The sequence below is a fragment of the Nocardia africana NBRC 100379 genome (assembly GCF_001612635.1).
GTDB lineage: Bacteria > Actinomycetota > Actinomycetes > Mycobacteriales > Mycobacteriaceae > Nocardia > Nocardia africana.
This window is the reverse complement of sequence record NZ_BDAV01000016.1, coordinates 63320-86358: the sequence shown is the minus strand read 5'-3', so window position 1 is coordinate 86358 and position 23039 is coordinate 63320. Positions and strand designations below refer to the sequence as shown.

The following is a 23039-nucleotide window of genomic DNA, read 5'->3' as shown; positions in this document are numbered from 1 at the left end:
ACCGACTCACCCCGCCCACAGCAGGCCGATGACGGCCGCGCAGCCGAACACCAGCCACGCCGCGTAGTCGCCCAGGTGCCCGCTGTGCAACCGGTGCAGCCCGTGCCGCACCGCGATCAGCGCTGCCGGACGAGAACCCTTGTCGCTCAGCCTGTTTCGCCAGTGTATGCCGAGTAGCGCGAGCGCCACCGCGGCACCGGCGGACACCATGCCGAGGATCGTTCCGTGCAATGTCCAGCTCAGATCCGGCGCGGATTGTGCCGAGACGACTCCCGACAACGCCCGGTCTCGATAACCGATGCGGTCGCAGAACTGTGCGGCCGCCGCGGCCACCTCACGGCCGAATCGTCCCGGAAGTCCGCTCAGCACACCGGCACTCAACAGTGCGAACACCGCTGCGAGCATCGTCACCGGAATGCGGCCGGGCGGGGTGTCGGCATCGGGGGTCTCGTGCGCGCCGGTGGTCTCGTCCGCCTCCGACGCCGGCCGGGGCGGATGGCCGACGCCGAAGAACACGCGCAGCCCCACCCGCAGCACCGCGGCGCCGGTCAGCGCCGACACCGCGATCACCAGCACGGTCAGCGGGATCGAATGCGCCGACTCCTCCAGCAGCGATTTGCCGAAACCCGTGCCCAACAGCGGAATTCCGCTCAGCATGAGCCCGCCCAGCAGGAACGCCGTGCCCACCGCCCGGTGCCGCCGGGCGCGCCCGTACAACCGCACCTCGTCGAGAGATCGATAGCGCGACAACAGAATTCCCGCCATCAGGAACAACGCGCCCTTCACCGCGGCGTGCCCGGCCAGATACACCGCCGCGGCCGCCACGCCCTCCGGAGTCAGTGCGGCCAGGCCGAGCAGGAACAATCCGATGTGCGCGATGGTCGAATAGGCGAGCAGGCGCTTGATATGGCGTTGCAGGACACACATCACGGTGCCCAGCAGCGCGGTGCACACGGCCAGTACCAGCATCATCCGATGCACGCCCGCGGCGGGGAGCACGGTGTCGAACACCGCCCAATAGACCCGCGCCACACCGTAGATCCCCAGGGGTGCCATCGCGCCGGAGAACAGGACGCACACCGGAGTGGGGGCGACCGCGTGCGCGTCGGCCAGCCAGAAATGAAACGGCACCGCCGCCGCCTTCACCAGCCAGCCCGTCGCGATCAATCCGAATGCGATGAGCACCAGCGCATCCGGCGCCCGCTGCGACAGCGCGAGGCTCAACTGCGGCAGACCCAGCTGCCCGGTCCGGGCATACAGCAGTCCGATGCCGAACAGGCACAGATAGGCGCCCAGCGAGTTGACCACCGCGAAGTTCAGGCCGCCCTGTACCGCTTCGGGCTCCTCGATCTCGAGACCCGTCAGGGCGTAGGCGGCCACACTCATCAGCTCGAAGAAGACGAACATGTCGAACAGGTCGCCGGTGAGCGCGTAGCCCGCCATACCCGCGGTGAACAGCAGCAGCAGCGCCGGATAGTGCGCGCGCACGGTATCGAAGTACCGCCAGCCGAACAGCAGCGCGGTGGTGGCGAGCACGGCGATCAGCAGCACCATGGCCGCGCCCAGCCGGTCGGCGACCAGCACGATGCCCACCGCGAACCGTGGCCCGGGATGCCAGCCGCCGACCCAGGTCACCACCGCGCCCGACCCCGTCGCGGCCAGCAGCCACCCGGCCAGGATCGTGGTGGTCAGGGCGGTGACCAGCGCGAGGGAGTCGACGAGACGACGGGGTGCGATCCGCCCGAGAAGCAGCAGGACGCAGGCACCGGCGATCGGTACCGTGACGATCATCGGCGGCAGTGCGCTCGCGGAACCGCTCATCAGCCGCGCAGGGCGTGCAGCTCATCGGGCACCACGGTGCCGTGCCGCTTGGCCACCTGGATCACCAGCGCCAGCAGCAGCGCGCTCACGGTCGCCGACACCACGATGTCGGTCAGGGCCATGGCCTGCACCATCGGGTCCACCACCGGCGAACCGGTCGGATTGGCCTGCCCGAAGATGGGTGCGGTCGCCCCCTTCCGATAGCCGACGGCGAGCAGCAGCACATACGTACTCGACTGGGTCACCGATACGCACACCACGGTGTGCACGAGATGGCGGCTGCGGACGACGCCGAGCAGTCCCATCAGCAGAATCCACGCCGCGACCAGATACGGGAATACGCTCATCTCGCCCCTTCGTCGGCGCCCAGGTACTCGTCGAGGAACTGGGCGAGCAGTACCACGATGCCGCTGCCCACCGCGATTCCGACCGCGCAGCTGAACAGTGCGACGGTGCCCGCGGAGAACAGCTGTCCGCTCGTGCCCTTCGGCAGGAAGTTGGACAGGAATCCGGTGCCGGCCGCCAGCCCGGCCGCACCGAGTGCGAGGACCGCGCCCATGCCGACGGCTTCTCCCGCCTCGTACCAGACCAGCGGCCGGACCCGCCGCAGTGCCCGATAGTCGCCAGCCACATACAGCAGGTGCAGGCCGGTAGCCAGCACTACTCCGCCCTGAAAGCCGCCGCCCGGCGTCAGGTGGCCGTGGACGACGACGTCGGCGCCGATCAGCAAGGTCACCGGCAACAGGACGTATCCGGCGAGGCGGGTGGCGGCCAGCAGCGGCGGGCGCGACGGCGAGGCGATCGCCGGGCGCGGCGGCCGGGGCTGGGAGGTGCGGCGCAGCAGCGTGGCCGCTCCGACGACCGCCGCGACCAGAATGGCTTCCTCACCGAGGGTGTCGAACCCGCGTTGATCGAAGTTGATGGACGACACCACGTTCGGGCTCTGGCGGTGCAGCGCCTCCGTCACCGCGGCGTCGCGATAGGGGTGGAAGTCGTTGCCGAAACTCGGGATTCGCAGTATCGCGACGATCAGCGCGACACCCAGTCCGAGGGCGCCGGCGGCGGCCACCGCCAGACGCGCCCGGGTATTCACGAGCGTCTCCGCCGGCGCACCGACCGCACCGCCAGCAACACCATCAGTGGCACCACCGCGGTGCCGACCGCGATCTGCGACAGTGCGACATCGGGGGCGCCGAGCAGCAGGAACAGCGGCGACAACAGTGCCCCGTAGACGCCGAGCGACACCGCCTGGCGCTGCGGGTTCTCGGTGCACACCACGACGGTGGCCGCCACCGCCACCAGGACCAGTGCGAGGATGATCAGTACGTTCATTCCCGTTTCCGTTCGCCGAGAACGACATTCAACTTGCCGATCGCCGCCGAGGACACCGGTGCGGTGAACCACAGCAGCGCCGCGGTGAGGGCGACGATCGCGGTGGTGAGGCCGAGACCGTAGTCCAGCAGCACCGCCAAGGTCAGCAGCGGCCCGGTCACCGACGCGAGCATGCCGGGATAGTGCAGCCGCGCGTACACCGTGCGCGGTCGCAGCGCCGACCAGGACGCCGCCACCGCCACCACGACCGCCGCGCCGAGGACGACGGCGGCCGCCATCGCGGCGGGATCAGTCATCGCTCGCTCCGATCAGCCGGGTGAACACCAGGGTTCCGGCGAAGGCGAGCAAGGCCAGCACCGTCGCAACGATCAGGTAGTCGGGGCGGTGGGCGGCCAGGCTGATCGTGATCAGCACCAGCACCGTCACCGTCCCGACCATCTGCATGCCGACCAGCCGGTGGGCGGCGGTACCGCGCGCGGCCAGCCAGATCCCCGGCGGCAGAGCGCCCGCCAGGAGCGCGATCGAGGCGATGGTCCACATCAGCGTCGCCGGTCCGGGTCGCGCACCGCGCGCTGCAGCGCGGACTCCGGCAGCGGCAGGGTGTGCAGCCTGATCCGGGAATGGCCGGGATCGGAGTAGACGACCAGGGAACCGGGTGTCGCCGAGAGCAGGATCGTCGCGGCCGCCTCCCGTCCGTCGCGCTGCGCTGTCGAACCGGTTGCGGCCAAGGGTAATTCGGCGAACCGGCCGACCGGCCGCCGGCCGCGCGCCACCAGGGCGAGCGCTCCGGCGCCGTCGCGCACCATGGCGAGGGCGGTGCACGCCACCCAGCGCGGCAGCCGGGCCGGGGGCCGCCAGCCTCCGTCGATCGCCCGTCGCGCGGCGCATGCGGCCACCGCGCACGGCAGGGCAAGCACCGCGGCGGCGATCACCTCCTCCCACGCCGCGACCGTCACGGTGGCCTGCCAGATCACGACACCGATCAGCCACCAGGCCGCCGTCTCCGCCACGACACCGCCGCGCCGCATCCGCACCTCCTCCTCGGGCCGCACCGGAACGGCACAGACCCGCTCGGCCTGCGGATACCCGGCGATGTCGCCGTCAATCGCGCACCGCCGCAGACCCGGTGCCCAGCAGACGTTTGGTTCCCCGGATGCCCGGGTATCGGCGACGACGAGCGGAAAATGCGAGACGCGCGTGCGGGGCGGAAGGAGAGGACGTGTCCTTGAGCGAGTGGATTTCGCCGTCGGCGGACCCGGCGCCTGCGGGTTCGGTCGTCGGCGTGCGAGTACTCGCACAAGCGCGCCAGTTGATCATGCTGCGCGCACTGGCCGAAACGGTCGCCTTGATGGCCGAATTCGCGCTCGACGAGGTGACCGACATCCGGGTGGCGCTGGACGAGATCGCCACCGCGCTGATCGAGCGCGCCGTGCCCGGAACGTCGATCGAATGCGATTTCGGCTACGACGGCGACCGGATGACGGTGGCGGTGACGGCGGTGGCGGTCACGCCGGAGGCGCTGCATCGGGACGGCCTCGGCTGGCATGTGCTGACCTCGATCACCGACTCGCTCGAGGCCACCACCGCACCCTTCGATTCGGCGGTGGACGGTTATCCGGTGACGGTGGAATTCCGGCGGTTGCGACGGCACGGTAGCAGCGTCTGAGTTGCACCGCCCCGAGTGCGGCGAGGGTCCGGCAATCGTCTTGCCGGACCCTCGTGTCGCGCGCCGAGCGCCGAATTCAGCTCGCCGGAGTCAATTCGCGCATGGGGGTATCGAGTTCGCTGCGATAGAAGTCGATGAAGCCTTCCGGGTCGGGTCCGGCGTTCTGCATCACCAGATGATCGAATCCGGCGTCGACATATTGCTGCGCGACTTCCAGATAGCGTTTCGGATCGGAACCGCAGGCGAATTGCTCGAGAATATCGTCGCGCCGCACGGTGGTGGTCGCCGCGGCGAAATTCACCGGATTCGGCAACTCGCTCATCACCTTCCATCCGGTGAGCGCCCAGCGTGTGGTTTCCAGTGCGGCCTGCGCCGCGGTCTGTTCGTCGGGGGCCCAGGCCATTCCGACTTCGGCGTAGCCGCCGCCGCGCCCGCCTGCGCCGCGATAGGTGTCCACGATCCGCGCTTCGGGGTCGGTCGCGAACAGCCCGTCGCCGAGTTCGGCGGCGAGCCGGGCCGCGTCGGGGCCACCGGCGGCGACGATGATGTCGGGCAGCCGCTCGGGCAGATCGAATACCCGCGCGTCCGAAATCGACAGGTACCCACCGCGATACGTGTGATATCCGCCGCGCCAGAGCAACCGGATGATCTCGAGCGCCTCGCGCAACATGCGCTGGCGGATATCGATCGGCGGGAACTCCCGGCCCACCACGTGTTCGTTGAGCCGCTCACCGGATCCGACGCCCAGATCGAACCGTCCGTCCGACACCAGCGCCAAGGTGGCCGCGGCCTGCGCCACGATCGCCGGGTGGTATCGGATGGTGGGGCAGGTGACGCCGGTGACCAGGCGGATGCGTTCGGTGCGCTCGGCGATGGCGCCGAAGACCGTCCAGGTGAACGGGGAGTGGCCCTGATTGTCGAGCCACGGGTGGTAATGATCGCTCATTTCCACGAAGTCGAATCCGGCCGCCTCGGCCCGGATCGCCTGTCGGATCAGTTCGCGCGGTCCATAGGATTCCGACGCCAGTTTGTAACCGATCTGCATTGCGGGGGCTCCTCACACGCGTGGGACAGTCGATTCCCGGCTACCCAGCCCCGCGGTCGGCAACCGTATGCCGACGGGCTATACAGACCGCGTCGTCTTTGTTAGAAAGATGACAGCGGGATCTGCCTCGAGAAAGCGGGGCACTGCACATGTCGGTTTCGCGTGGGAGATCGCACATGAAGACGAACGCCACATTGCGAATCGGTCGTCACCGTCCGCTTCCCGTCCCGGGTCGCCCCGAGGCCCGGCTCAGCGCGGTCATGCGCACCCACGGAGCTGCGGTCGTCTTGTCCGTGCGCGGCGAGGCCGATGCCTGCACCCTCGACGATTGGCGCCGCCTCGTGCACGAGGGCGCGGCGCTGGCGGCGGCCCACGGCGGACCGCTGGTCGTGGATACCGGTGGGCTCGGTTTCCTGAGCTGGCGTGCACTGGTGGTGTTGGCCGAAGAAGCCGCGGACCAGCGTCAACGTGGTGTCGCGATCTGCCTGGTCAGCCGCACTCCGACGATCGCGCGCATGGCTGCGGTGGACCCGCTGACCGCCGAGTTGCCCATTCATTCCACCGTTGTCGGTGCCTTGAGCCACCTGCCCGCTCCGCCCACCACCGCGAAGTGAGCCGGCACAATCGTTGTCGGAGCGGGAAGATCGTCGTAGCGTCGCTGGGGTGAGTGTTCCTCAGCATCTGCCCGCCACCGCGGGCGAACTGCGCGCCGCCGGTTATCAGCCGCGCGGGGTGAAATCCGAAATCCGCGAGAATCTTCTCGCCGCATTGCGATCCGGGACCGATCCGTGGCCCGGCATCGTCGGCTTCGACCGCACCGTCGTCCCGCAGCTGGAGCGAGCGCTGCTCGCCGGACACGACGTGGTGCTGCTCGGCGAGCGTGGCCAGGGCAAGACCCGGCTGCTGCGCACCCTGGCGGGATTGCTCGACGAATGGACGCCGGTGATCGACGGCGCCGAACTCGGCGAACATCCGCTGGCGCCGATCAGCCCGGCGGGCCGGCGGCTCGCGGCCGAACTGGGCGACGACCTACCGGTGGCGTGGCGTCACCGCAGCGAACGCTATGCCGAGAAGCTCGCCACCCCCGACACCTCGGTCGGCGACCTGATCGGCGACGTCGACCCGGTGAAGGTGGCCGAGGGCCGCAGCCTGGGCGATCCGGAAACCATCCACTTCGGCCTCGTCCCGCGCGCCCATCGCGGCATCGTCGCCATCAACGAACTGCCCGACCTCGCCGAACGGATTCAGGTCGCGCTGCTGAACGTGATGGAGGAGCGCGACATCCAGGTGCGCGGGTACACGCTGCGGCTGCTGCTGGACGTGCTGCTGGTCGCCACCGCCAATCCGGAGGACTACACCAACCGCGGCCGCATCATCACTCCGCTCAAGGACCGGTTCGGCGCCGAGATCCGCACCCACTATCCGCTCGACGTGGAGGCCGAGACCGCGCTGGTGCGCCAGGAGGCCGAACTGGTCGCCGAGGTCGGCGATCCGCTGCTCGAGGTTCTGGCCCGCTTCGTGCGCCAGTTGCGGGAATCGCCTGCTGTCGATCAGCGCTCCGGCGTCTCGGCGCGCTTCGCGGTGGCGGCGGCCGAGACCGTGGCCGCGGCCGCCCTGCGCCGGACCGCGCTGACCGGTGAACACCCCGCCGTCGCGCGCCCGGTGGACCTGGAGTCGGTGCCCGCGGTGCTGCGCGGCAAGGTGGAATTCGAATCCGGCGAGGAGGGCCGCGAAACCGAGCACCTCACGCATCTGCTGCGGCGCGCCTTCGCCGAGACCGCACGGCGGCGGCTGGCCGGGGTGGATCTGCGGCCGCTGGCCGAGGCGGTGAGCGCCGGTCATCCGGTCACCACCGGTGAACGGGTGCCGGGCCAGGAGGTGCTCTCGGCGCTGCCCGAGCTGCCGGTGCTGGCGCGGGTGGCCGAGCGGCTCGGCGCCGAGCCTACCGATTCGCCGGCGCGTATCGCCGCGGCCGTCGAATTCGCTTTGGAGTCACTGTATTTGAGCCGTCAATTGGCCAAGGACTCCGACGACGGCACAGCGATCTACGGCTCATGACGACCCCCGACCGCTATTCCTACGGCCCCTATCACGACGGCCCCGACCCTCTGGCGCCGCCGGTCGATCTCCGGGAGGCGCTGGATCTCATCGGCCGTGACGTGATGGACGGCAGCTCCCCGCGCACCGCCCTGGAGGAGCTGCTGCGCCGCGGCACCGGCCGCACGCCCGGACTGGACGAGCTGACCCGGCGGTTGTGGCAGCGCCGAGCCGAGCTCACCCGGCAGCACCGCCTCGACGGCACCCTGCAGCAGGTGCGGGAACTGCTCGACCAGGCGTTGGAGGCCGAACGCACCGCGCTGTTCCCCGATCCGGCCGACGAAGCCCGCTTCGCGGAGGCGCAACTCGACGCGCTGCCGTCGAGTACCGCCGCGGCGGTGACCGAACTCGCCGACTACCAGTGGCGCTCGGAGACGGGGCGCGCCAACTACGAGCAGATACGGGAACTGCTCGGCCGCGAACTGCTCGACTCCCGCTTCCAGGGAATGAAGCAGGCGCTGGAGAACGCCACGCCCGAGGATGTCGAGCGGGTGCGGCAGATGATGTCGGATCTGAACCAGTTGCTCGCCGCTCACGCGCGCGGGGAGAACACCGAGCGGCAGTTCGCGGAGTTCATGGCCGAACACGGCGAGTTCTTTCCCGAAAACCCCCGCAACACCGAGGAATTGATCGACGCGCTGGCGGCGCGGGCGGCCGCCGCGCAGCGGATGATGAATTCGCTCTCGCCGCAACAACAGGCGGAGTTGAGCGAACTGATCGGCCAGGCCTTCGGCGATCCGCGTATCGCCGAAGAGGTTTCCGCGCTCGATGCCGCACTGCGCGCGCTGCGCCCCGGCGAGGACTGGGATTCGGGGCAGCGGTTCCGGGGCCAGGACCCGCTCGGCCTCGGCGAGGGCGCCCAGGCGATGCAGGATCTGGCCGAAATGGACGCACTGGCAGAACAACTCGGCCAGTCCTATCCCGGTGCCCGGCTCGAGGATATCGATCTCGACGCCCTCACCCGCCAGCTCGGGGCCGACGCCGCCGTCGACGCCGCCCGGCTGGCTGAACTGGAACGCGAACTGCGCCGCCAGGGCCTGTTCGAACGCGCACCCGACGGGTCGCTTCGCTTGACGCCCAAGGCGTTACGCCGTCTCGGCGAGGTGGCGCTGCGTGATGTGATCGGGCGGTTGCGCGCGCAGCGCGGACAGCGCGGGACGGTGACCGCCGGGGCGGCCGGCGAACCGACGGGTGCGACGCGGCCGTGGCGCTTCGGCGACACCGAACCGTGGGATGTGTCGAAAACCGTGCGCAACGCGGTGCTTCGGTCCGCGTCGACGGGGAGTCGCCGGGTGTCGCTGTCGGTCTCGGATGTCGAGATCACCGAAACCGATCAGCGGTCTCGCGCGGCGGTGGCCCTGTGCGTCGACACGTCGTGGTCGATGGTGCAGGACGGACGCTGGCTGCCGATGAAGCGGACCGCCCTGGCGCTGCATCAGCTGATCAGTACCCGATTCCGTTCCGACGCACTGGAAGTCGTGACGTTCGGTCGCCATGCCGGCACCGTCGACATCGCGGAACTGACCGGTCTGGAAGCGGTCTGGGAACAGGGCACCAACCTGCACCACGCCCTGTTGCTCGCCGCCCGCCACCTGCGCCGCCACCCCGACGCGGTCCCGGTGGTCCTGGTGGTCACCGACGGCGAACCCACCGCCCACCTGGAACCCGACGGCAGCTCGTATTTCAACTGGCCGCCCGACTCCCGGACCCTCGCGGTCACCATGGCCCAGGTCGACGTCCTCGCGAAACTCGGCGCGTCGGTCTCGGTGTTCATCCTCGGCGAAAACCCCAGGCTCGCAGCGTTCGTCGATCTGATGGCCCGACGCAGCGGCGGCCGGGTCATCGCCCCGGATCTCGACGGCCTGGGTGCGGCGGTGGTATCCGACTACCTGAGTGGGCGGCGCCGATAGCGCGTCGGCACGGCGGTGGTGCCGCCCCTCCCGTAGTGCCGGCGGCAAGGTTCCCATCGTAGGCAGGAGCCCGGTGCGTCGATGCGGGCAGGATGTCGGCATGCGGTCTTCGGTGGATGACGAGACTCTGATCTCCGGTCTGATCAACGAGTTCTGGGTGGCGACGGAGCGCGGGGTTCCGCGCGAGATGGCGGCGTTGATGTGCGCGGAGGAAGCCGAACAGTTCTTGGACGACGTCGGCGAGCCGGACTACGATCCGGACGACGATGCGCCGCCGGTCGATCCGATCGGTGCTCCCGCCTTCGAGGTATCGGGTATCCGCGTCTACGGCGAGGTGGCCCTCGCGCGCATCGCCCACTCACCGGACAACGTCGGCACCATGTTCTTTCGGCACGAAGCCGGGAAATGGACGGTGTGCGCGGATGCCGACGAGGACCTGTCGTTGGAACAGTTGGAAGACGACGTGTGGCCGGCGTTGCCGGCGGATGCGACGGACCTGATGCGCACCGTCGGCGCACTGCGACGCACGCCGATCGGAGAGCTGACCGTCGAGGACCTGCGCCGCCTTCTGGGGCAACGCGCAGGTGTCGACGTGCTGCTGCCGCGCGTGCTGGCCCAGCTCAACTGGGATCCGCTGATCGCGGGCGATCTGTTTCCGGGTGACGTGCTGGTCGCAACCCTGCGAGTCGACCGGAAACACTGGGAGCAGGATCCCGTCGCGCTGGTTCGTATACGGCACATCATCGACACGGTGCGAGAGCTGGGCGACCTGACTCGGCACGGCGCACCGCACGAGGAAATATGGAGCGCTGTAACGGATTTCCTCGCCGGCCTGCCCGGCGAAGACTGAACGGATCGCCCGATGAACACGCCGGCCCGCGCGATAGTCCCGCGGGCGTCGCGGGCCCGATAAGGCCCGGCGGCTCGGACGCCACGGCCGTAGAAGTGGGCACCGCCGCACACCAGCTCACCCGCAACGGGTGAAGCGTCGCCGGGGTCCGAGGCGTGAACTGATCGGCGTACCGCGGTGGTTGCTGCCCCGCTGGGGGCGTGCGGTCGCGGGAAACCGTTCGGAGGAAGCCGGACGCTGTCATCGAGGAGACGTCATGCCCGTGTGGGATGTGTTCTGGCTGATCATCATGAGTTTCGCGTTCGCCGCCTATCTGATCCTGCTGTTCTGGATCTTCACCGATCTGTTCCGGGATCGCGGCACGTCGGGCTGGGTGAAGGCGGTGTGGGTGGTGTTCATGTTCGTGCTGCCGCTGCTGACCTCGCTCGTCTATCTGATCGTGCGTGGCGGCGGTATGGCGCAGCGCTCGGCCCAGGCGGCGAAAGAGGCCGAGCAGGCGCAGAACGCCTACATCAAAGAGGTGGCCGGAACCAGTTCGGCCGCCCAGATCGCCGACGCCAAGCGGCTGCTCGACGAGGGCACGATCACCGCGCAGGAGTTCGAGCAGCTGAAGAGCCGCGCCCTGGCCTGAGCCGCGGGGACCACGGGGTGCCTGCGCCCACCGCACGGCACAGGGAATCGAGAGGCGGTGCGGTGCGCTACGAATTCATCGTCGACGGGGAACTGCCCGGCGACATCTGCGCCGAATTTCCGGAACTGACCCGCAGTACTGTGGCCGCGCCCGGCACCACCGCGCTGTTCGGCCCGCTCGAGGACTACACCGCGATGCGCAGCGTGCTGGCCCGCATCGACGCCTTGGGACTGACTCTGATCGAGATGCGCCGCCTGCCGGATTGAGGCCACGGTGGGCGACTGCCCCGGTCGAAGCCGGTGGTCAGGAGTGACCGTGGCCCACCTGCGGGCTGATCCGCCGCCATTCGCGCTCCCATTCGCCGGCCCGGCGCCGATCCAGTGCGTATCCCGCGGATCGGGCCAATCCGTAGGCCAGCGCCCAGCATGCGAGCAGAGCGGCCGTGCCGGTGGCGATGCCCTTGGCGGCCGCGGCGTCGTCGGCGATCGGCGGTGTGGTCGGATCACCGTGAGTGGTGAGCCACAACGGGATCCGGTCGCCGCGGTGCGTGGTGCCGTCGACGTCGACCATGGCCTGGCCCGGATGTCCGTCCCGGCTCCACTGCGCCTCGGCGCGCAGCTGGTCGGCGAACATGCCGCTGGGTGCCGGCATCCGGATCGGATCACTCGTAACTTCCGCTGTCACAGCCGTTTTCGTGGCATTGTCGGCGTGGATGGAAGCGAGTTCGGCCCGATACTGGGCGGTGCCGGCGGCGACGGCGAGCAGGATCGCGGCGAGCGCGCCCACCACCAGCGCGAGCCGCAGCGCCTGTTCGAAGCGGTCGGCGCGGCGCATCAACGGTGAGCGCGTCCAGGGCGCGATCCGTCCGGCCCGCAAGACCGCGCAGGTAGTACGCACCATTTCACTCTCCCACCACGACCGGCAGAGACACGGTCGGAGAATAACCGTTCCCGCCCCGGGCAAACGGTGTTCGGAGTGGATCTTCGCCACGGTCGGCGACAGGTTTGGCACGCATCCTGGTGGATATCGCATCGATGACCCGCAACCGTGCGGGTGGTCCGGCAAATTCGGAAGGAGCACGACATGAGTGCCATCGATAAGGCCAAGAACAAGCTCGAGGACGCCGCCGGGCAGGCGAAGGAGAAGCTCGGCGCCGCCACCGGCGATCCGGACAAGAAGAACGAGGGTAAGACCGATCAGACCAAGTCGAACCTGAAGGACGCGGGCGAGAAGGTCAAGGACGCCTTCGATCACTGATCGCGACCTCGTCGCGGGGCCCGGACCGGTGCAGCAGATGCGCCCGGTCCGGGCCTCGCCGTGTTTCCGCGGCGGTCCCGGCGCACGCGCTCGAGCTGCGCACATGCCGTTTCGGCTGTACAGACCGCTGCGTCTCTGTTAAGAAGGTAGAGCGGGTCGGTCTTCATGTGGTAGGACGCCCGCAGCGGGCTCGCGCCCGTTGCCCTCGGCTCCGGTTGGAGACCTCAATGAGCTCGAGCGCCGAATTACGTCCCGTACCCCCCGCCGGTGGATCCGGCACCTCTCACGTTGCCGAAGCGCGCCTGTCCGCAGTTGTGCGCAGCCGCGGCCCGGCGTTGGTGCTGTCGTTTCGCGGTGAGGCCGACAGCTACACGATGCCCGGATGGAGTGAACGCATCCGCTCCGCTGCCGAAAGCGGCGCGCCCATCGTGGTGATCGACACCAATTGCCTGAGTTTCCTGTCCTGGCGCGCCTTGCTGACACTGGCCCGCGAGGCCGAGCACTACCGGTCAGCGGGCGTGCATCTATGCCTCGTCACCCAGTCGCGGACAATCATGCGGATCGCCGAGTTGGATTCGGTGACCCGGCAACTGCCGATCCATTCGACGGTCGTGAGCGCGGTCAGCCGTGCTCTGCACGACGTGACCGGGCCCCCGATCGCCGCCACTCCCGGGTGAGCCGCTACTCGTCGGGCAGCGGGAAGTAGGAGTCGCCGTCGGTGCCGGATTCGCGCCGCACGATGTCCTCGACGGCCTCGGTGTCACTGGCGCCACCCGGCGATCCGGTGCGGATCGAATCCAGGCCTTCGGTCGCACCGGATTCCGGGAGCGTCGGCTCGGCGGGCGGCCCGACCCCCACGTCGGGCTCCTCTTCGGCGAGGCGTTGGGACAGTGGGCGTTCCGTGCGCTGCTCGCCGGCCGTCATGCCGTAGCTGTCGGCGCCCGACCAGTCGTCGGGCGGTTCCACGATCTCGTCGCCGTCGTCGTTGCCCACATCGTCGGAATCCAGTCCCTCGGTCGAGGTGAGCAGGTCTTCGTCGGATTCGTTTCCAGCCATGTGCTTCGCGTGCCCGCAATCGCCCGCCGCAAACCGTCGCCGGCGCACCCGTTCGTTTGGTCATCCGGGCGGCGGGTAGGCCGACGGTGGCCGTATCCAGCACACATGCAGATCGAGGTGACACGATGAAAGCAGTGACGTGGCAGGGCCGCCGCAAGATTTCGGTGGACGAGGTGCCCGACCCGCGCATCGAGGAGCCGACCGATGCCATCATCGCCGTGACCTCCTCGGGTGTGTGCGGGTCGGATCTGCACCTCTACGAGGTGCTCGGCCCCTACATGAGTGCCGGTGACGTGCTCGGCCACGAGCCGATCGGGGTGGTGGTCGACGTCGGCTCGGAAGTGCGCTCGCTGTCGGTGGGGGACCGGGTGGTGGTGCCCTTCCAGATCGCGTGCGGGCACTGTGTCATGTGCGACACCGGTTTGCCGACGCAGTGTGAGACCACGCAGGTGCGCGAATACGGCAGTGGCGCAGCCTTGTTCGGATATTCCAAGCTTTACGGACAGGTCCCGGGCGCGCAGGCGCAGTACCTGCGGGTTCCGCACGCCGATTTCACCCACATCCCGATCCCGGCCGGTCCCGACGACAGCCGCTTCCTGTATCTGTCGGATGTGCTGCCGACGGCGTGGCAGGCGGTCGAGTACGCCGGCGTGCCCGACGGCGGTTCGGTGGTGGTGCTGGGGCTGGGCCCGATCGGCGATATGGCGTGCCGGATCGCCGCTCATCGCGGTTACCGGGTGATCGGTGTGGACCGGGTGCCGGAACGATTGCGCCGGGTTGCGGATCGCGGTGTGGAGGTGGTCGATCTGGAGCAGATCGGCGCCTCGATCGGGGATGTGATCCGCGACCGCACCGACGGGCGGGGACCCGACAGCGTGATCGACGCGGTGGGGATGGAGGCCCACGGATCGCCGGTCGCGGAGTTGGCGCAGCGCTCGGCCGGCTATCTGCCGGGGATGGTGTCGCAGAAGCTGATGGACACCGTCGGTGTGGACCGGCTCGCGGCATTGAACAGCGCGATCGACATCGTGCGGCGCGGCGGCACGATATCGCTGTCCGGGGTCTACGGCGGTATGGCCGACCCGTTGCCGATGCGCATCCTGTTCGACAAGCAGATTCAGCTGCGGATGGGCCAGGCCAACGTCAAGCGGTGGGTCGGCGACATTCTTCCGCTGCTGCAGGACGGTGATCCGCTCGGGGTGGAAACCTTTGCCACCCACCGGCTTCCGCTGTCGGAGGCGCCGCGGGTGTATCACGACTTCCAGCGCAAGGCCGACGGAATGGTGAAGGTGGTTCTCGATCCGGCGGCCGCGTGATCAGCGCGCGGGGCTGGGCCACCGCGCCCGAATTGCCCGGTGCCGCAAGAATTTCCGCTCTCGACCAGTGTTTTCGCAATCGGTCGCTTTGCCGGTGCATAGCTCCGGGAGGCCCGGGTAGTGCCTCTGATGTGGCCGGGCAGTACGCCGGTCGCGATCGAGAGAAGTCCCTACTGCGAAGGAGGTCCGCAATGGCCGACCAGAAGAATCCCGGACAGTTCGGCAACCGCAGCGACACCGAGGAACAGGCTCGTCGCGGCGGACAGGCCAGCACGGGTAGCTTCGGCCAGCGCAATGCCGCCGATCCGCACGAAGCCGGGCGCAAGGGTGCCCAGGCGCAGCCGACCGAGGCCAAGCAGGCCGGTGGTCAGCACAGCCACGGCGGTCGCTGACCCGAATCGCCACGGACTCGACAGCGTAGGCCGGATCATTGATCCGGCCTACGCGGCTGTCGGGGGGAGGTTTGCGCAGCGCTTCGCGGGGCCTTGTGTGACAACGTTCGGGTTCGGATTCGTGCGTGCGGAGGCGCCGGGGCGGTGACCGGAAGGCCGTGGAGAATTTTGGTCTCAGCGGTGGCTTCGATCGCGGAATTCCGACGTTCTCGAGATTGTTCCATTTTTGTGGTTAACATCTGGCACCCGGCTCCCGATGCTAGATATGTCGTTGAATACGACGACACCAATCGGCCGGTTCCAGCGGTTCGGATCGGGTACCACGCGTTCGGCCGCGAGCATCGGCGCTCGGCGGCGCAAGGATTGAACAGGCGGTTCGGCAACGAAGCCGGATATTTTTACCGCAGGTAACGACTATCCCGCGAGACGAAACGGTGTGCGATGGACATCGATCAGCGTTACCGTCAGAGCAGTTCGACCACCATCACAGCGGCGGAGCTGGCAACCTTGCTGCACAAGTCCGCGGCGGGGGACGCCGAATCCTTCGCCGCCTTCTATCGCAGCACCAACGCCCGCCTGATGGCACGGTTGACCGCTATCCTGCGTAGCCCCGGATTGGCTCAGGAAGTGAGCCAGGAGGTCTATCTGCAGGCGTGGTCCGCGGCCGGCGAATACGACGCCGGGCGGGCCAGTCCGATGGCCTGGCTGATGATGTTCGCGCACCGGCGTGCCGTCGACCGGGTGCGTTCGGAGCAATCGCTGGCGGACCGGGAGCGCGCGTTCGGTCGCGGGCAATATCAGCCCGAATGTGATGTGGTGTTCGACGAGGTGACGCAGCGGCTGGACGAGCGGTCGGTCGCGGGGGAGGTGCACCGGCTGGGGCATCGGCAGCGGGAGGCGATCCTGCTGGCCTTCTACGGGGGCCGCACCTATCCGGAGGTGGCGCAGGATCTGGGTATTCCGCTGCCCACGGCGAAGGCCCGCATCCGGGCCGGTTTGAAAACACTCGGTTCCAGACTTTCCGAGAAGGCGCGCGACGAGGCGGAGTGAGAGTCCGCTTTCCGGCGGTTGGTATTTCTACCCCCTAGGGGTATATTGCGAGGTGCCGCTTCGGTAGTGGCGCCCGGCTCCACGACGGTTATGATCTACTAGTTACGTACGTATGTAGTAGATGTTATCGAGCCTGGTCGCGTTCCCCACCGGTGGGGCGACGCTCGGTTCGATACTCGGCAACATCGTGCGAAGGTGTTGTGCGACAGAGGCGCTCGTGGTGAGGAGGCCGGCGTGGTGGATCGGTGTCGGTCCCGGCTCAGCTCCGTGCGACGTACCTGTTCGCCACCCCAGCCTTGCGAGCGGCGGGTGCGGATGCGGTGAGCTCCGTACTACGGCCGCGACGTGGCGCCGCGGCCATGATCTTCGCCTTCTTGCTCACTCTTGTTGCGCTGCATACCGATTGCACGGTCGCCGACGCGGAGATCTCGGCTGCCACCGCCTCGTCGGCAGCCGCGACACCGGCACTCGTCCACCTCGGTTCCCATCTGCCCGTATGGGACGACTGCTGTGCGCACGACAGACACGTCGTGCTGGACTCGATGCTCCCGGCCGATCCCGCGAAACTCTGGCCACCGGGCCACGTATGGGCCACCGGAGAGACGGTGACCGCCGCGTCGTGGCACTTTCTCGCGCCCACCGTGCGCGGGCCGCCCGGCCCGCCCTCACGAACCGGTCGCGACATTCTGACGTATTTCGGTATCGCCCGCCGCTGATCGGTCAGCGACAGGCCGTCGGCCCCTGCCGGCGGCCGGTGTCCGCTGCCCGCATCCGTACCGCCCGCTCCGGGCGGAGATACCGAAAGCGACAGTCATGGACGACATCGTGCTCGACCACCCGCAGCCGATCCCGGCAGCGCCGATGCCGGCGCAGCGCCCGCGCGGGCTGGTGGGCAACACGCCGGTGCTGTGGATCGGCGAACCGCTCAGCGGCCGCGGCCGCGGCTTCTGGGCCAAACTCGAAGGGGCCAACCCGGGCGGTATGAAAGACCGCCCGGCACTGCACATGGTGCGTCGCGCCGAACAGCGCGGCGATCTGCGCCCGGGTGCGCGCATCGTCGAATCATCCAGTGGCACCTTGGGTTTGGGCCTCGCGCTGGCGGGGATGGTGTACGCGCATCCGGTGACCGTGGTCACCGACCCGGGCATGGAACCGATGGTGGTGCAACTGCTGCGGGCCTACGGCGCACGGGTGGAGAAGGTCACCGAACCGCATCCGGCCGGCGGCTGGCAACAGGCGCGCCGCGACCGGGTCGCGGCACTCCTGGCCGCCGAACCGGAGGCCTGGAGCCCCGATCAATACAGCAATCCCGACAATGTGGACGGCTACGAATCGCTGGCACTGGAGATGCTGCAGCAATTGGGCCGCGTCGACGTCCTGGTCTGCGCGGTCGGGACCGGTGGACATTCCGCGGGCGTGGCCCGGGTGCTGCGCCGCAACAATCCGCGGCTGCGGCTCATCGGCGTCGATACCGTGTCCTCGACGATCTTCGGCCAACCGGCCGGGCCGCGACTCATGCGTGGGCTGGGCTCGAGCATCCACCCCCGCAACGTCGACTACGCCGCCTTCGACGAAATCCATTGGGTCGCACCGGCGGAGGCGGTGTGGGCCTGCCGGACGCTGGCCGCCACCCACCACGCCAGCGGCGGCTGGAGTGTCGGCGCGGTGGCTCTGGTGGCGGGCTGGGCCGCGCGCGTGCACGACACCGGCACCCGGATCGCCGCCGTCTTTCCCGACGGACCGCACCGCTACGCCGACACCGTCTACAACGACGCCTACTGCGACGAACACGGTCTGCTCGATGCCGATCCACCGGTCGAACCCGACACGATCGGCCATCCTGCCGAGCGAGTCGTGACCTCGTGGACGCGCTGCACCACCGTCGTCGACCCCCGCATCCTCGACCCGGAGCCCGCCGCATGAGTGTCCTCGCCCGATTTCGTAGCTTCGACCCGGCGGCCCGGCTGCTGATGATCAATCAGTTCGGCATCAACCTGGGCTTCTACATGCTCATGCCGTATCTGGCCGGATATCTCGCCGGCCCGATCGGTTTGGCGGCGTGGGCGGTCGGGCTGGTGCTGGGCGTGCGCAACTTCTCCCAGCAGGGCATGTTCCTCGTGGGAGGCACGCTCGCCGACCGGCTCGGCTACAAACCGCTCATCGTGGCGGGCTGTCTGCTGCGCACCGCGGGATTCACGCTGCTGATCTTCGCCACCTCGCTGCCGATGCTGCTGATCGCCTCGGCCGCAACGGGTTTCGCGGGTGCGCTGTTCAATCCGGCGGTGCGCGCGTACCTGGCCGCGGAGACCGGTGAGCGCCGGGTCGAGGCGTTCGCGGTCTTCAACATCTTCTATCAGGCCGGTATCCTCGTCGGGCCGCTGGCCGGACTCGCCCTGCTGGTGACCGACTTCCGGGTGACCGCCGCGGCCGCCGCCGTGGTCTTCGCGGTGCTGACGCTCGCGCAACTGTTCGCCCTGCCGCCCCGGCGGGCGGGCGATCCCGCGATGCGCACGACGGTGCTCCAGGATTGGCGGACCGTACTCGCCAACCGGCGATTCCTGGCCTTCGCCGTCGCGATGATCGGTTCGTACGTGCTGTCGTTCCAGGTCTATCTGGCACTGCCCTTGCAGGCGGAATATCTGAGCCCCGGCCACGCGCAGGCGCTCACCTCGGCGTTGTTCGTGGTCTCGGGGGTGGTCGCGGTGGCCGGGCAGCTGCGCATCACCGCATGGTTTCGCCGCCGGTGGGGGACCGGCCGCGGTCTCGTGGTCGGCATGAGTGTGCTGGCGGCGTCCTTCCTGCCGCTGCTGCTGGTCCCGGGACCGCGACCGTTCGGCACGGTGACTGCCGTTGCGGCGCTGCTGATGTCGGCGGCGATCCTCGCGGTCGGTACCGCGGCGGTCTTCCCGTTCGAAATGGATACGGTGGTCTCGCTGTCGGGCGGCGCGCTCGTGGCCACCCACTACGGGTTCTACAACACGGTGGTCGGGGTCGGGATTCTGACCGGCAACCTCGTCACCGGCGTGGTGCTGGACGCCGCTCGGTCGGCCGGACTCGACGCGGTGGTGTGGGCCGGGTTCGCCGCCATCGGGGCGCTCGCGGCGTTCGCCCTGGCCGCGCTCGAGCGGAGCGCACGCGCGCAACCCGCTGGGGGAGAAGAGGTTCCGGTGGAGTCGGTTCGCGAATCGGCATGACCTGCGATGCCCGGCACTCGTCCGCCGCCACCGTGGTGGACGAGTACCGGGGCAGAGGCTATGCGCGCCGCAGTTCCAGCACCGGAATGGTGCGGATCCCTTCGGTTTTGCGGGCATAGCCGGCGAATCCGGGATAGCGGCGGGCCTGTTCGGCGAAGATCCGGTCGCGGCGCTCACCGGTCACCTCGGTCACCGACACGGGATAGCGGTCGGTGCCGCGTTCGATCTCCGCCGTGCCAGCGGTCGTCAGGTTGTAGTACCAGTCCGGATTGGTCGGCGCCCCGGCCTTGGACGCGAAAACATAGATGGCGTCGGGGTTCTCGTCGTCGGCCAGATACATCATCGGCGTCACCAGCTCGCGGCCGGACTTGCGGCCGCGGTGATGCACCAGCACCATCGGCGCGCCCTCGAAATCGCCGCCGACGCGGCCCTCGTTGGCTCGAAATTCCTCGATGATCGCGGTATTCCAATCGCTCATGGGTTGCATTCTGCTGTCGAACCCGTGGCGGCGGCGGGAGGCGCGCACGTGGGAATACCGGCGGTGCGCGGTATGCGATCATCGGTTCGGTGTTCGTGATCCGATTCGTGGCGACCGCCACCCCGCGGTCCCATGGCTGAGCTGTACGGGCGCGCGGCCGATACCGCGGCGATCGCCGCCCTGCTGGACCGGGCCCGCGCGGGGGAGAGTGGCTGGCTGGTGCTGCGCGGCGAACCCGGAATCGGTAAGACCGCCCTGCTCGACCACGCCGCCGACCACGCCGCCGACCTCGGCGGCGACCTGCGGGTGCTGCGCGGCGCGGGAGTGGAAATCGAGGCCGAACTTCCGTTCGCCGGCTTGCAGTTGCTGCTGCGGCCCGCGGTCGCGCATCTGCCTGCCCTGCCGGTGCGCCAGCGGGCGGCGCTGGAGGCGGCCCTGCGACTCGGCGACGATCCCGGCGGCGATGCGATGCTGGTCGGATTGGCGGTGTTGTCGCTGCTCACCGAATACGCCGGCGATACCGGGCTGGTCTGTCTGATCGACGACGCGCAATGGCTCGACCGGGCCTCGCTGGACACGATCCTGTTCGCCGCCCGGCGGCTGTACGCCGAAGGGATCGTGATCATCCTCGCCGCCCGCGACGGTGCCGCGTTCGCCCGCGCCGCCGATCTGCCCGAACGCCGCATCGCCGGGCTCGACCCCGACGCCGCGGCCGCGCTGCTCGACCGTCGCGAACTGCCCGCCGGGGTACGCCGGCAGGTCCTGGCCGAGGCGCAGGGCAATCCGCTGGCGTTGCTCGAATTGGCCGACGCCACCCGCGACGAAGGTCGCGGGGCGGCCCATCCCGGTGCGCTGGCGTTGACCGATCGGCTGCAGCTGGCCTTCCACGGCCAGGTCAGCCGGATGCCGAAGTCGACGCAGGACGTGCTGCTGATCGTCGCGGCCGAGGAGTCCGGCGAATTGTCGGCGGTGTTGCGGGCCGCGGCGGCCGTCGGCGCCGGAATCGACGATCTGGCCCCGGCCGAGGAGGCAGGACTGCTGGTGCGCGGCGAGACGGCGGAGACGATCGCCTTCCGCCATCCGCTGATCCGGGCCGCCGTGTACCAGCGAGCTCCGCTGGGACAGCGAGTGGCCGCGCACCGTGCGCTGGCGGCCGCGCTCGACGGTCCCGCCGACGCCGACCGCCGCGCCTGGCACGCGGCCGCCGCGGCCACCGGGCCGGATGCGGAAGTCGCCGCGGCCCTGGAGGATACGGCCGCGCGTGCGCTCGCCCGCAGTGGCCACGAGGCGGCCGCCGCGGCCTACGAACGCGCCGCCCGGCTCACCGCCGACCTCGGCCTGCGCGCGCACCGCGAGGCGCTGGCCGCCCAATCCGCCCTGAACGCGGGCGATCTGGAGCGCGCCGCGGGGCTCGCCCGCCGTGCTGCCGGAAGGTCCGGTGCGACAACGGAATTGCGGGCTCGCCTCGCGCATGTCGAAGGGCTCGCCCACTTCTGGCAGGGCCGTTTCGCGGAGGCGGACGCGCTGCTGCGCGACGGCGCCGGGCAGGTCGCCGACCGCGATCCCACGCTGGCGGCGACCATGCTCGTCCAGGCCCTGCACACCGGCTGGTACCTGGGCGAACAGCATGTCCGCGACTGCGTGGCGCAGTTGACCGCGGTGCCGCTGGCCGACACCGATCCACTGCATCCGATCGTGACCTATATGGCGAGCGTCCTGGATCGCCGCGACACCGCCGGCGCGCCGCCGGAATTGACATGGACCCTGGAAGAGTCCGAGCGGCGGGGACCGGTACCGGATCAGGTGCGGCTGATGCTGTGCGGCGTGGCGATGGCCAGCGGCCAGGATGCCGCCGTCTACGGTCCGGCCGACGCACTGACCCGGGAGTATCGCAGCGCCGGTGCCGCGGGCCGCCTGCCGACCACCTTGTTCTTCGCCGCCGAAGTGGAGATCTTCACCGGCCGTCTGCGCGATGCGCGAACCACCGCAGCCGAGGCGCTGCGGCTGGCCGAAGATCTCGGCCAGCGCCAATGGGTCAGCCAGCTCAGCAGTGTCCTTGCGCATATTCATGCCGCCGAGGGCGACGAGCAGCGGTGCCGGCAGTACGCCGAGGCCGGACTCGCCGACAGCACACCGGGTTCCGTCTCGCCCGGTGCGGCGTGGGCCCATTGGTCGCTGGGGTTGCTCGAACTCGGTGCGGGCCGGGCCGAATCGGCGCTGTCGCGCTTCGAGCGACTGACCCGGGACCCGCTGCGCCATCACCTGTGCGCGATGCGGTCGATCCCCGACCTGGTCGAGGCCGCGGTGCGGGTCGGCGCCGCCGACCGAGCCGAAACCCACGCCGATCGGCTCGCCGACTGGGCCACGGCGGTGCGGCAGCCGTGGGCGGAGGCGCTCGTCTTGCGTTGCCGCGCACTGCTGTCCGACGACGACCGCGCCGAGACCCACTACACGCGGGCGCTGGATCTGCACGACCGCGAGGCACGTCCGGTCGAATACGCCCGCACCGCGCAGCTCTACGGCGAATGGTTGCGCCGGGCCCGCCGTAAGAGCGAGGCGCGAACGGTGCTGGCCGAGGCGCTGGACATGTTCGAGCGAATCGGCATGCGCCCCTGGGCCGAACGCGCCCGCACCGAACTCGTCGCGACCGGCGCCGCACCGGGTGGGGCCGGCACACCATCGGATTCGCACGCGCCCGCGATGACGGGTCTCACCCCGCAGGAGTTGCAGATCGCTCGTCTCGCCGCCCAGGGCTTGTCCAATCGCGATATCGCCGCCCAGTTGTTCCTCAGTCACCGCACCGTCGGCTACCACCTCTACAAGGCGTACCCGAAGCTGGGAGTGACCTCGCGCGGCGAGCTGAAAACCATTGCGGATCAATTGTTCTGACGGATGCGGACAACCCGCAGCCCCCGGTGGCGAACACCGGGGGCTGGTGTGGTCT

27 protein-coding genes are annotated in these 23039 nt (G+C 69.4%); 16 read left to right on the top strand and 11 right to left on the bottom strand.

The genetic code is table 11. From position 1 onward, the window contains the following. Positions 1-6: 6 nt before the first annotated feature. From NA3_RS28355 to NA3_RS28325, 7 genes are read right to left on the bottom strand one after another with little or no spacing between them, the layout of a single operon-like run. Positions 7-1821, bottom strand: coding sequence for a complex I subunit 5 family protein (locus NA3_RS28355; protein WP_062966737.1), 1815 nt, complete (start codon positions 1819-1821; stop codon positions 7-9). Next, positions 1821-2168 carry a sodium:proton antiporter gene (locus tag NA3_RS28350; protein ID WP_062966735.1) on the bottom strand — a complete coding sequence of 116 codons (348 nt, stop codon included), beginning with the start codon at positions 2166-2168 and terminating at the stop codon, positions 1821-1823. The genes NA3_RS28355 and NA3_RS28350 overlap by 1 nt, the downstream gene beginning before the upstream one ends. Further along, positions 2165-2914 (bottom strand): hydrogen gas-evolving membrane-bound hydrogenase subunit E, encoded by a 750-nt coding sequence (gene mbhE, locus NA3_RS28345; protein WP_062966733.1) that lies wholly within the window; start codon positions 2912-2914, stop codon positions 2165-2167. The genes NA3_RS28350 and mbhE overlap by 4 nt, the downstream gene beginning before the upstream one ends. Continuing rightward, entirely contained in the window at positions 2911-3153 is a 243-nt protein-coding gene (locus tag NA3_RS28340; RefSeq protein ID WP_062966731.1) for a DUF4040 domain-containing protein, read from the bottom strand. The genes mbhE and NA3_RS28340 overlap by 4 nt, the downstream gene beginning before the upstream one ends. Beyond that, positions 3150-3449: a monovalent cation/H(+) antiporter subunit G gene (locus tag NA3_RS28335; protein ID WP_062966729.1), complete on the bottom strand. Its 300-nt coding sequence runs from the start codon at positions 3447-3449 to the stop codon at positions 3150-3152. The genes NA3_RS28340 and NA3_RS28335 overlap by 4 nt, the downstream gene beginning before the upstream one ends. Beyond that, entirely contained in the window at positions 3442-3693 is a 252-nt protein-coding gene (locus tag NA3_RS28330; RefSeq protein ID WP_062966727.1) for an MrpF/PhaF family protein, read from the bottom strand. The genes NA3_RS28335 and NA3_RS28330 overlap by 8 nt, the downstream gene beginning before the upstream one ends. Then, positions 3693-4181: a Na+/H+ antiporter subunit E gene (locus tag NA3_RS28325; protein ID WP_128145193.1), complete on the bottom strand. Its 489-nt coding sequence runs from the start codon at positions 4179-4181 to the stop codon at positions 3693-3695. The genes NA3_RS28330 and NA3_RS28325 overlap by 1 nt, the downstream gene beginning before the upstream one ends. Before the next feature lie 191 nt (positions 4182-4372). On the opposite strand from NA3_RS28325, the gene NA3_RS28320 reads away from it, so the two are divergent. Beyond that, the gene (locus tag NA3_RS28320) at positions 4373-4819 is read left to right on the top strand and encodes an ATP-binding protein (RefSeq protein ID WP_227995274.1); all 447 of its coding nucleotides are present in this window, start codon (positions 4373-4375) and stop codon (positions 4817-4819) included. A 76-nt stretch (positions 4820-4895) separates the two neighbouring features. Here the strand turns inward: NA3_RS28320 and NA3_RS28315 are convergent, their stop codons facing one another. Beyond that, positions 4896-5864 (bottom strand): TIGR03557 family F420-dependent LLM class oxidoreductase, encoded by a 969-nt coding sequence (locus NA3_RS28315; protein WP_062966723.1) that lies wholly within the window; start codon positions 5862-5864, stop codon positions 4896-4898. Positions 5865-6040: 176 nt separating this feature from the next. Here NA3_RS28315 and NA3_RS28310 point away from each other — a divergent pair, with 176 nt between their 5' ends. The 6 genes from NA3_RS28310 (at position 6041) to NA3_RS28285 (ending at position 11618) form a co-directional block, all read left to right on the top strand. Continuing rightward, positions 6041-6478: an STAS domain-containing protein gene (locus NA3_RS28310; protein ID WP_062966721.1), complete on the top strand. Its 438-nt coding sequence runs from the start codon at positions 6041-6043 to the stop codon at positions 6476-6478. A gap of 49 nt (positions 6479-6527) precedes the next feature. Further along, a complete protein-coding gene (locus NA3_RS28305) occupies positions 6528-7922 on the top strand; it encodes a sigma 54-interacting transcriptional regulator (RefSeq protein WP_062966719.1) in 1395 nt (464 codons plus the stop codon). Next, a complete protein-coding gene (locus NA3_RS28300; RefSeq protein WP_062966717.1) occupies positions 7919-9871 on the top strand; it encodes a VWA domain-containing protein in 1953 nt (650 codons plus the stop codon). Before NA3_RS28305 ends, NA3_RS28300 begins: the two co-directional genes overlap by 4 nt. Before the next feature lie 100 nt (positions 9872-9971). Continuing rightward, positions 9972-10721 (top strand): contact-dependent growth inhibition system immunity protein, encoded by a 750-nt coding sequence (locus tag NA3_RS38850; RefSeq protein WP_227995273.1) that lies wholly within the window; start codon positions 9972-9974, stop codon positions 10719-10721. A gap of 256 nt (positions 10722-10977) precedes the next feature. After that, positions 10978-11352 (top strand): PLDc N-terminal domain-containing protein, encoded by a 375-nt coding sequence (locus NA3_RS28290; protein WP_062966715.1) that lies wholly within the window; start codon positions 10978-10980, stop codon positions 11350-11352. 62 nt (positions 11353-11414) lie between these two features. After that, a complete protein-coding gene (locus NA3_RS28285; RefSeq protein ID WP_227995272.1) occupies positions 11415-11618 on the top strand; it encodes a DUF8691 family protein in 204 nt (67 codons plus the stop codon). A gap of 37 nt (positions 11619-11655) precedes the next feature. On the opposite strand, the gene NA3_RS28280 is transcribed toward NA3_RS28285, so the two are convergent. After that, positions 11656-12252: an Rv1733c family protein gene (locus tag NA3_RS28280; RefSeq protein ID WP_062966711.1), complete on the bottom strand. Its 597-nt coding sequence runs from the start codon at positions 12250-12252 to the stop codon at positions 11656-11658. Positions 12253-12435: 183 nt separating this feature from the next. Here NA3_RS28280 and NA3_RS28275 point away from each other — a divergent pair, with 183 nt between their 5' ends. Further along, entirely contained in the window at positions 12436-12609 is a 174-nt protein-coding gene (locus NA3_RS28275) for a CsbD family protein (RefSeq protein ID WP_062966775.1), read from the top strand. 227 nt (positions 12610-12836) lie between these two features. After that, positions 12837-13286 carry an STAS domain-containing protein gene (locus NA3_RS28270; protein WP_084491938.1) on the top strand — a complete coding sequence of 150 codons (450 nt, stop codon included), beginning with the start codon at positions 12837-12839 and terminating at the stop codon, positions 13284-13286. 4 nt (positions 13287-13290) lie between these two features. On the opposite strand, the gene NA3_RS28265 is transcribed toward NA3_RS28270, so the two are convergent. Further along, entirely contained in the window at positions 13291-13665 is a 375-nt protein-coding gene (locus tag NA3_RS28265; protein ID WP_062966707.1) for a hypothetical protein, read from the bottom strand. A gap of 125 nt (positions 13666-13790) precedes the next feature. Here NA3_RS28265 and NA3_RS28260 point away from each other — a divergent pair, with 125 nt between their 5' ends. The 6 genes from NA3_RS28260 to NA3_RS28235 all read left to right on the top strand — a co-directional run bounded on the left by NA3_RS28260 (position 13791) and on the right by NA3_RS28235 (position 19617). After that, positions 13791-14981, top strand: a complete 1191-nt coding sequence (locus NA3_RS28260; RefSeq protein WP_062966705.1) for an alcohol dehydrogenase catalytic domain-containing protein — start codon at positions 13791-13793, stop codon at positions 14979-14981. A 191-nt stretch (positions 14982-15172) separates the two neighbouring features. Continuing rightward, positions 15173-15373 carry a hypothetical protein gene (locus tag NA3_RS28255; RefSeq protein WP_062966703.1) on the top strand — a complete coding sequence of 67 codons (201 nt, stop codon included), beginning with the start codon at positions 15173-15175 and terminating at the stop codon, positions 15371-15373. A gap of 441 nt (positions 15374-15814) precedes the next feature. Beyond that, positions 15815-16423: a sigma-70 family RNA polymerase sigma factor gene (locus NA3_RS28250; protein ID WP_062966701.1), complete on the top strand. Its 609-nt coding sequence runs from the start codon at positions 15815-15817 to the stop codon at positions 16421-16423. A gap of 320 nt (positions 16424-16743) precedes the next feature. Then, entirely contained in the window at positions 16744-17139 is a 396-nt protein-coding gene (gene lpqS, locus NA3_RS28245) for a putative copper homeostasis (lipo)protein LpqS (RefSeq protein ID WP_128145196.1), read from the top strand. A gap of 97 nt (positions 17140-17236) precedes the next feature. Then, positions 17237-18346, top strand: a complete 1110-nt coding sequence (locus NA3_RS28240; RefSeq protein WP_062966698.1) for a PLP-dependent cysteine synthase family protein — start codon at positions 17237-17239, stop codon at positions 18344-18346. Further along, positions 18343-19617 (top strand): MFS transporter, encoded by a 1275-nt coding sequence (locus tag NA3_RS28235; RefSeq protein ID WP_062966695.1) that lies wholly within the window; start codon positions 18343-18345, stop codon positions 19615-19617. The genes NA3_RS28240 and NA3_RS28235 overlap by 4 nt, the downstream gene beginning before the upstream one ends. 58 nt (positions 19618-19675) lie before the next feature. On the opposite strand, the gene NA3_RS28230 is transcribed toward NA3_RS28235, so the two are convergent. After that, on the bottom strand, positions 19676-20104 hold the full coding sequence (locus NA3_RS28230; protein WP_062966773.1) for a nitroreductase family deazaflavin-dependent oxidoreductase: 429 nt from the start codon (positions 20102-20104) through the stop codon (positions 19676-19678). A 123-nt stretch (positions 20105-20227) separates the two neighbouring features. Here NA3_RS28230 and NA3_RS28225 point away from each other — a divergent pair, with 123 nt between their 5' ends. Further along, positions 20228-22984: an ATP-binding protein gene (locus NA3_RS28225; RefSeq protein ID WP_062966694.1), complete on the top strand. Its 2757-nt coding sequence runs from the start codon at positions 20228-20230 to the stop codon at positions 22982-22984. The last annotated feature ends 55 nt before the right edge of the window (positions 22985-23039 follow it).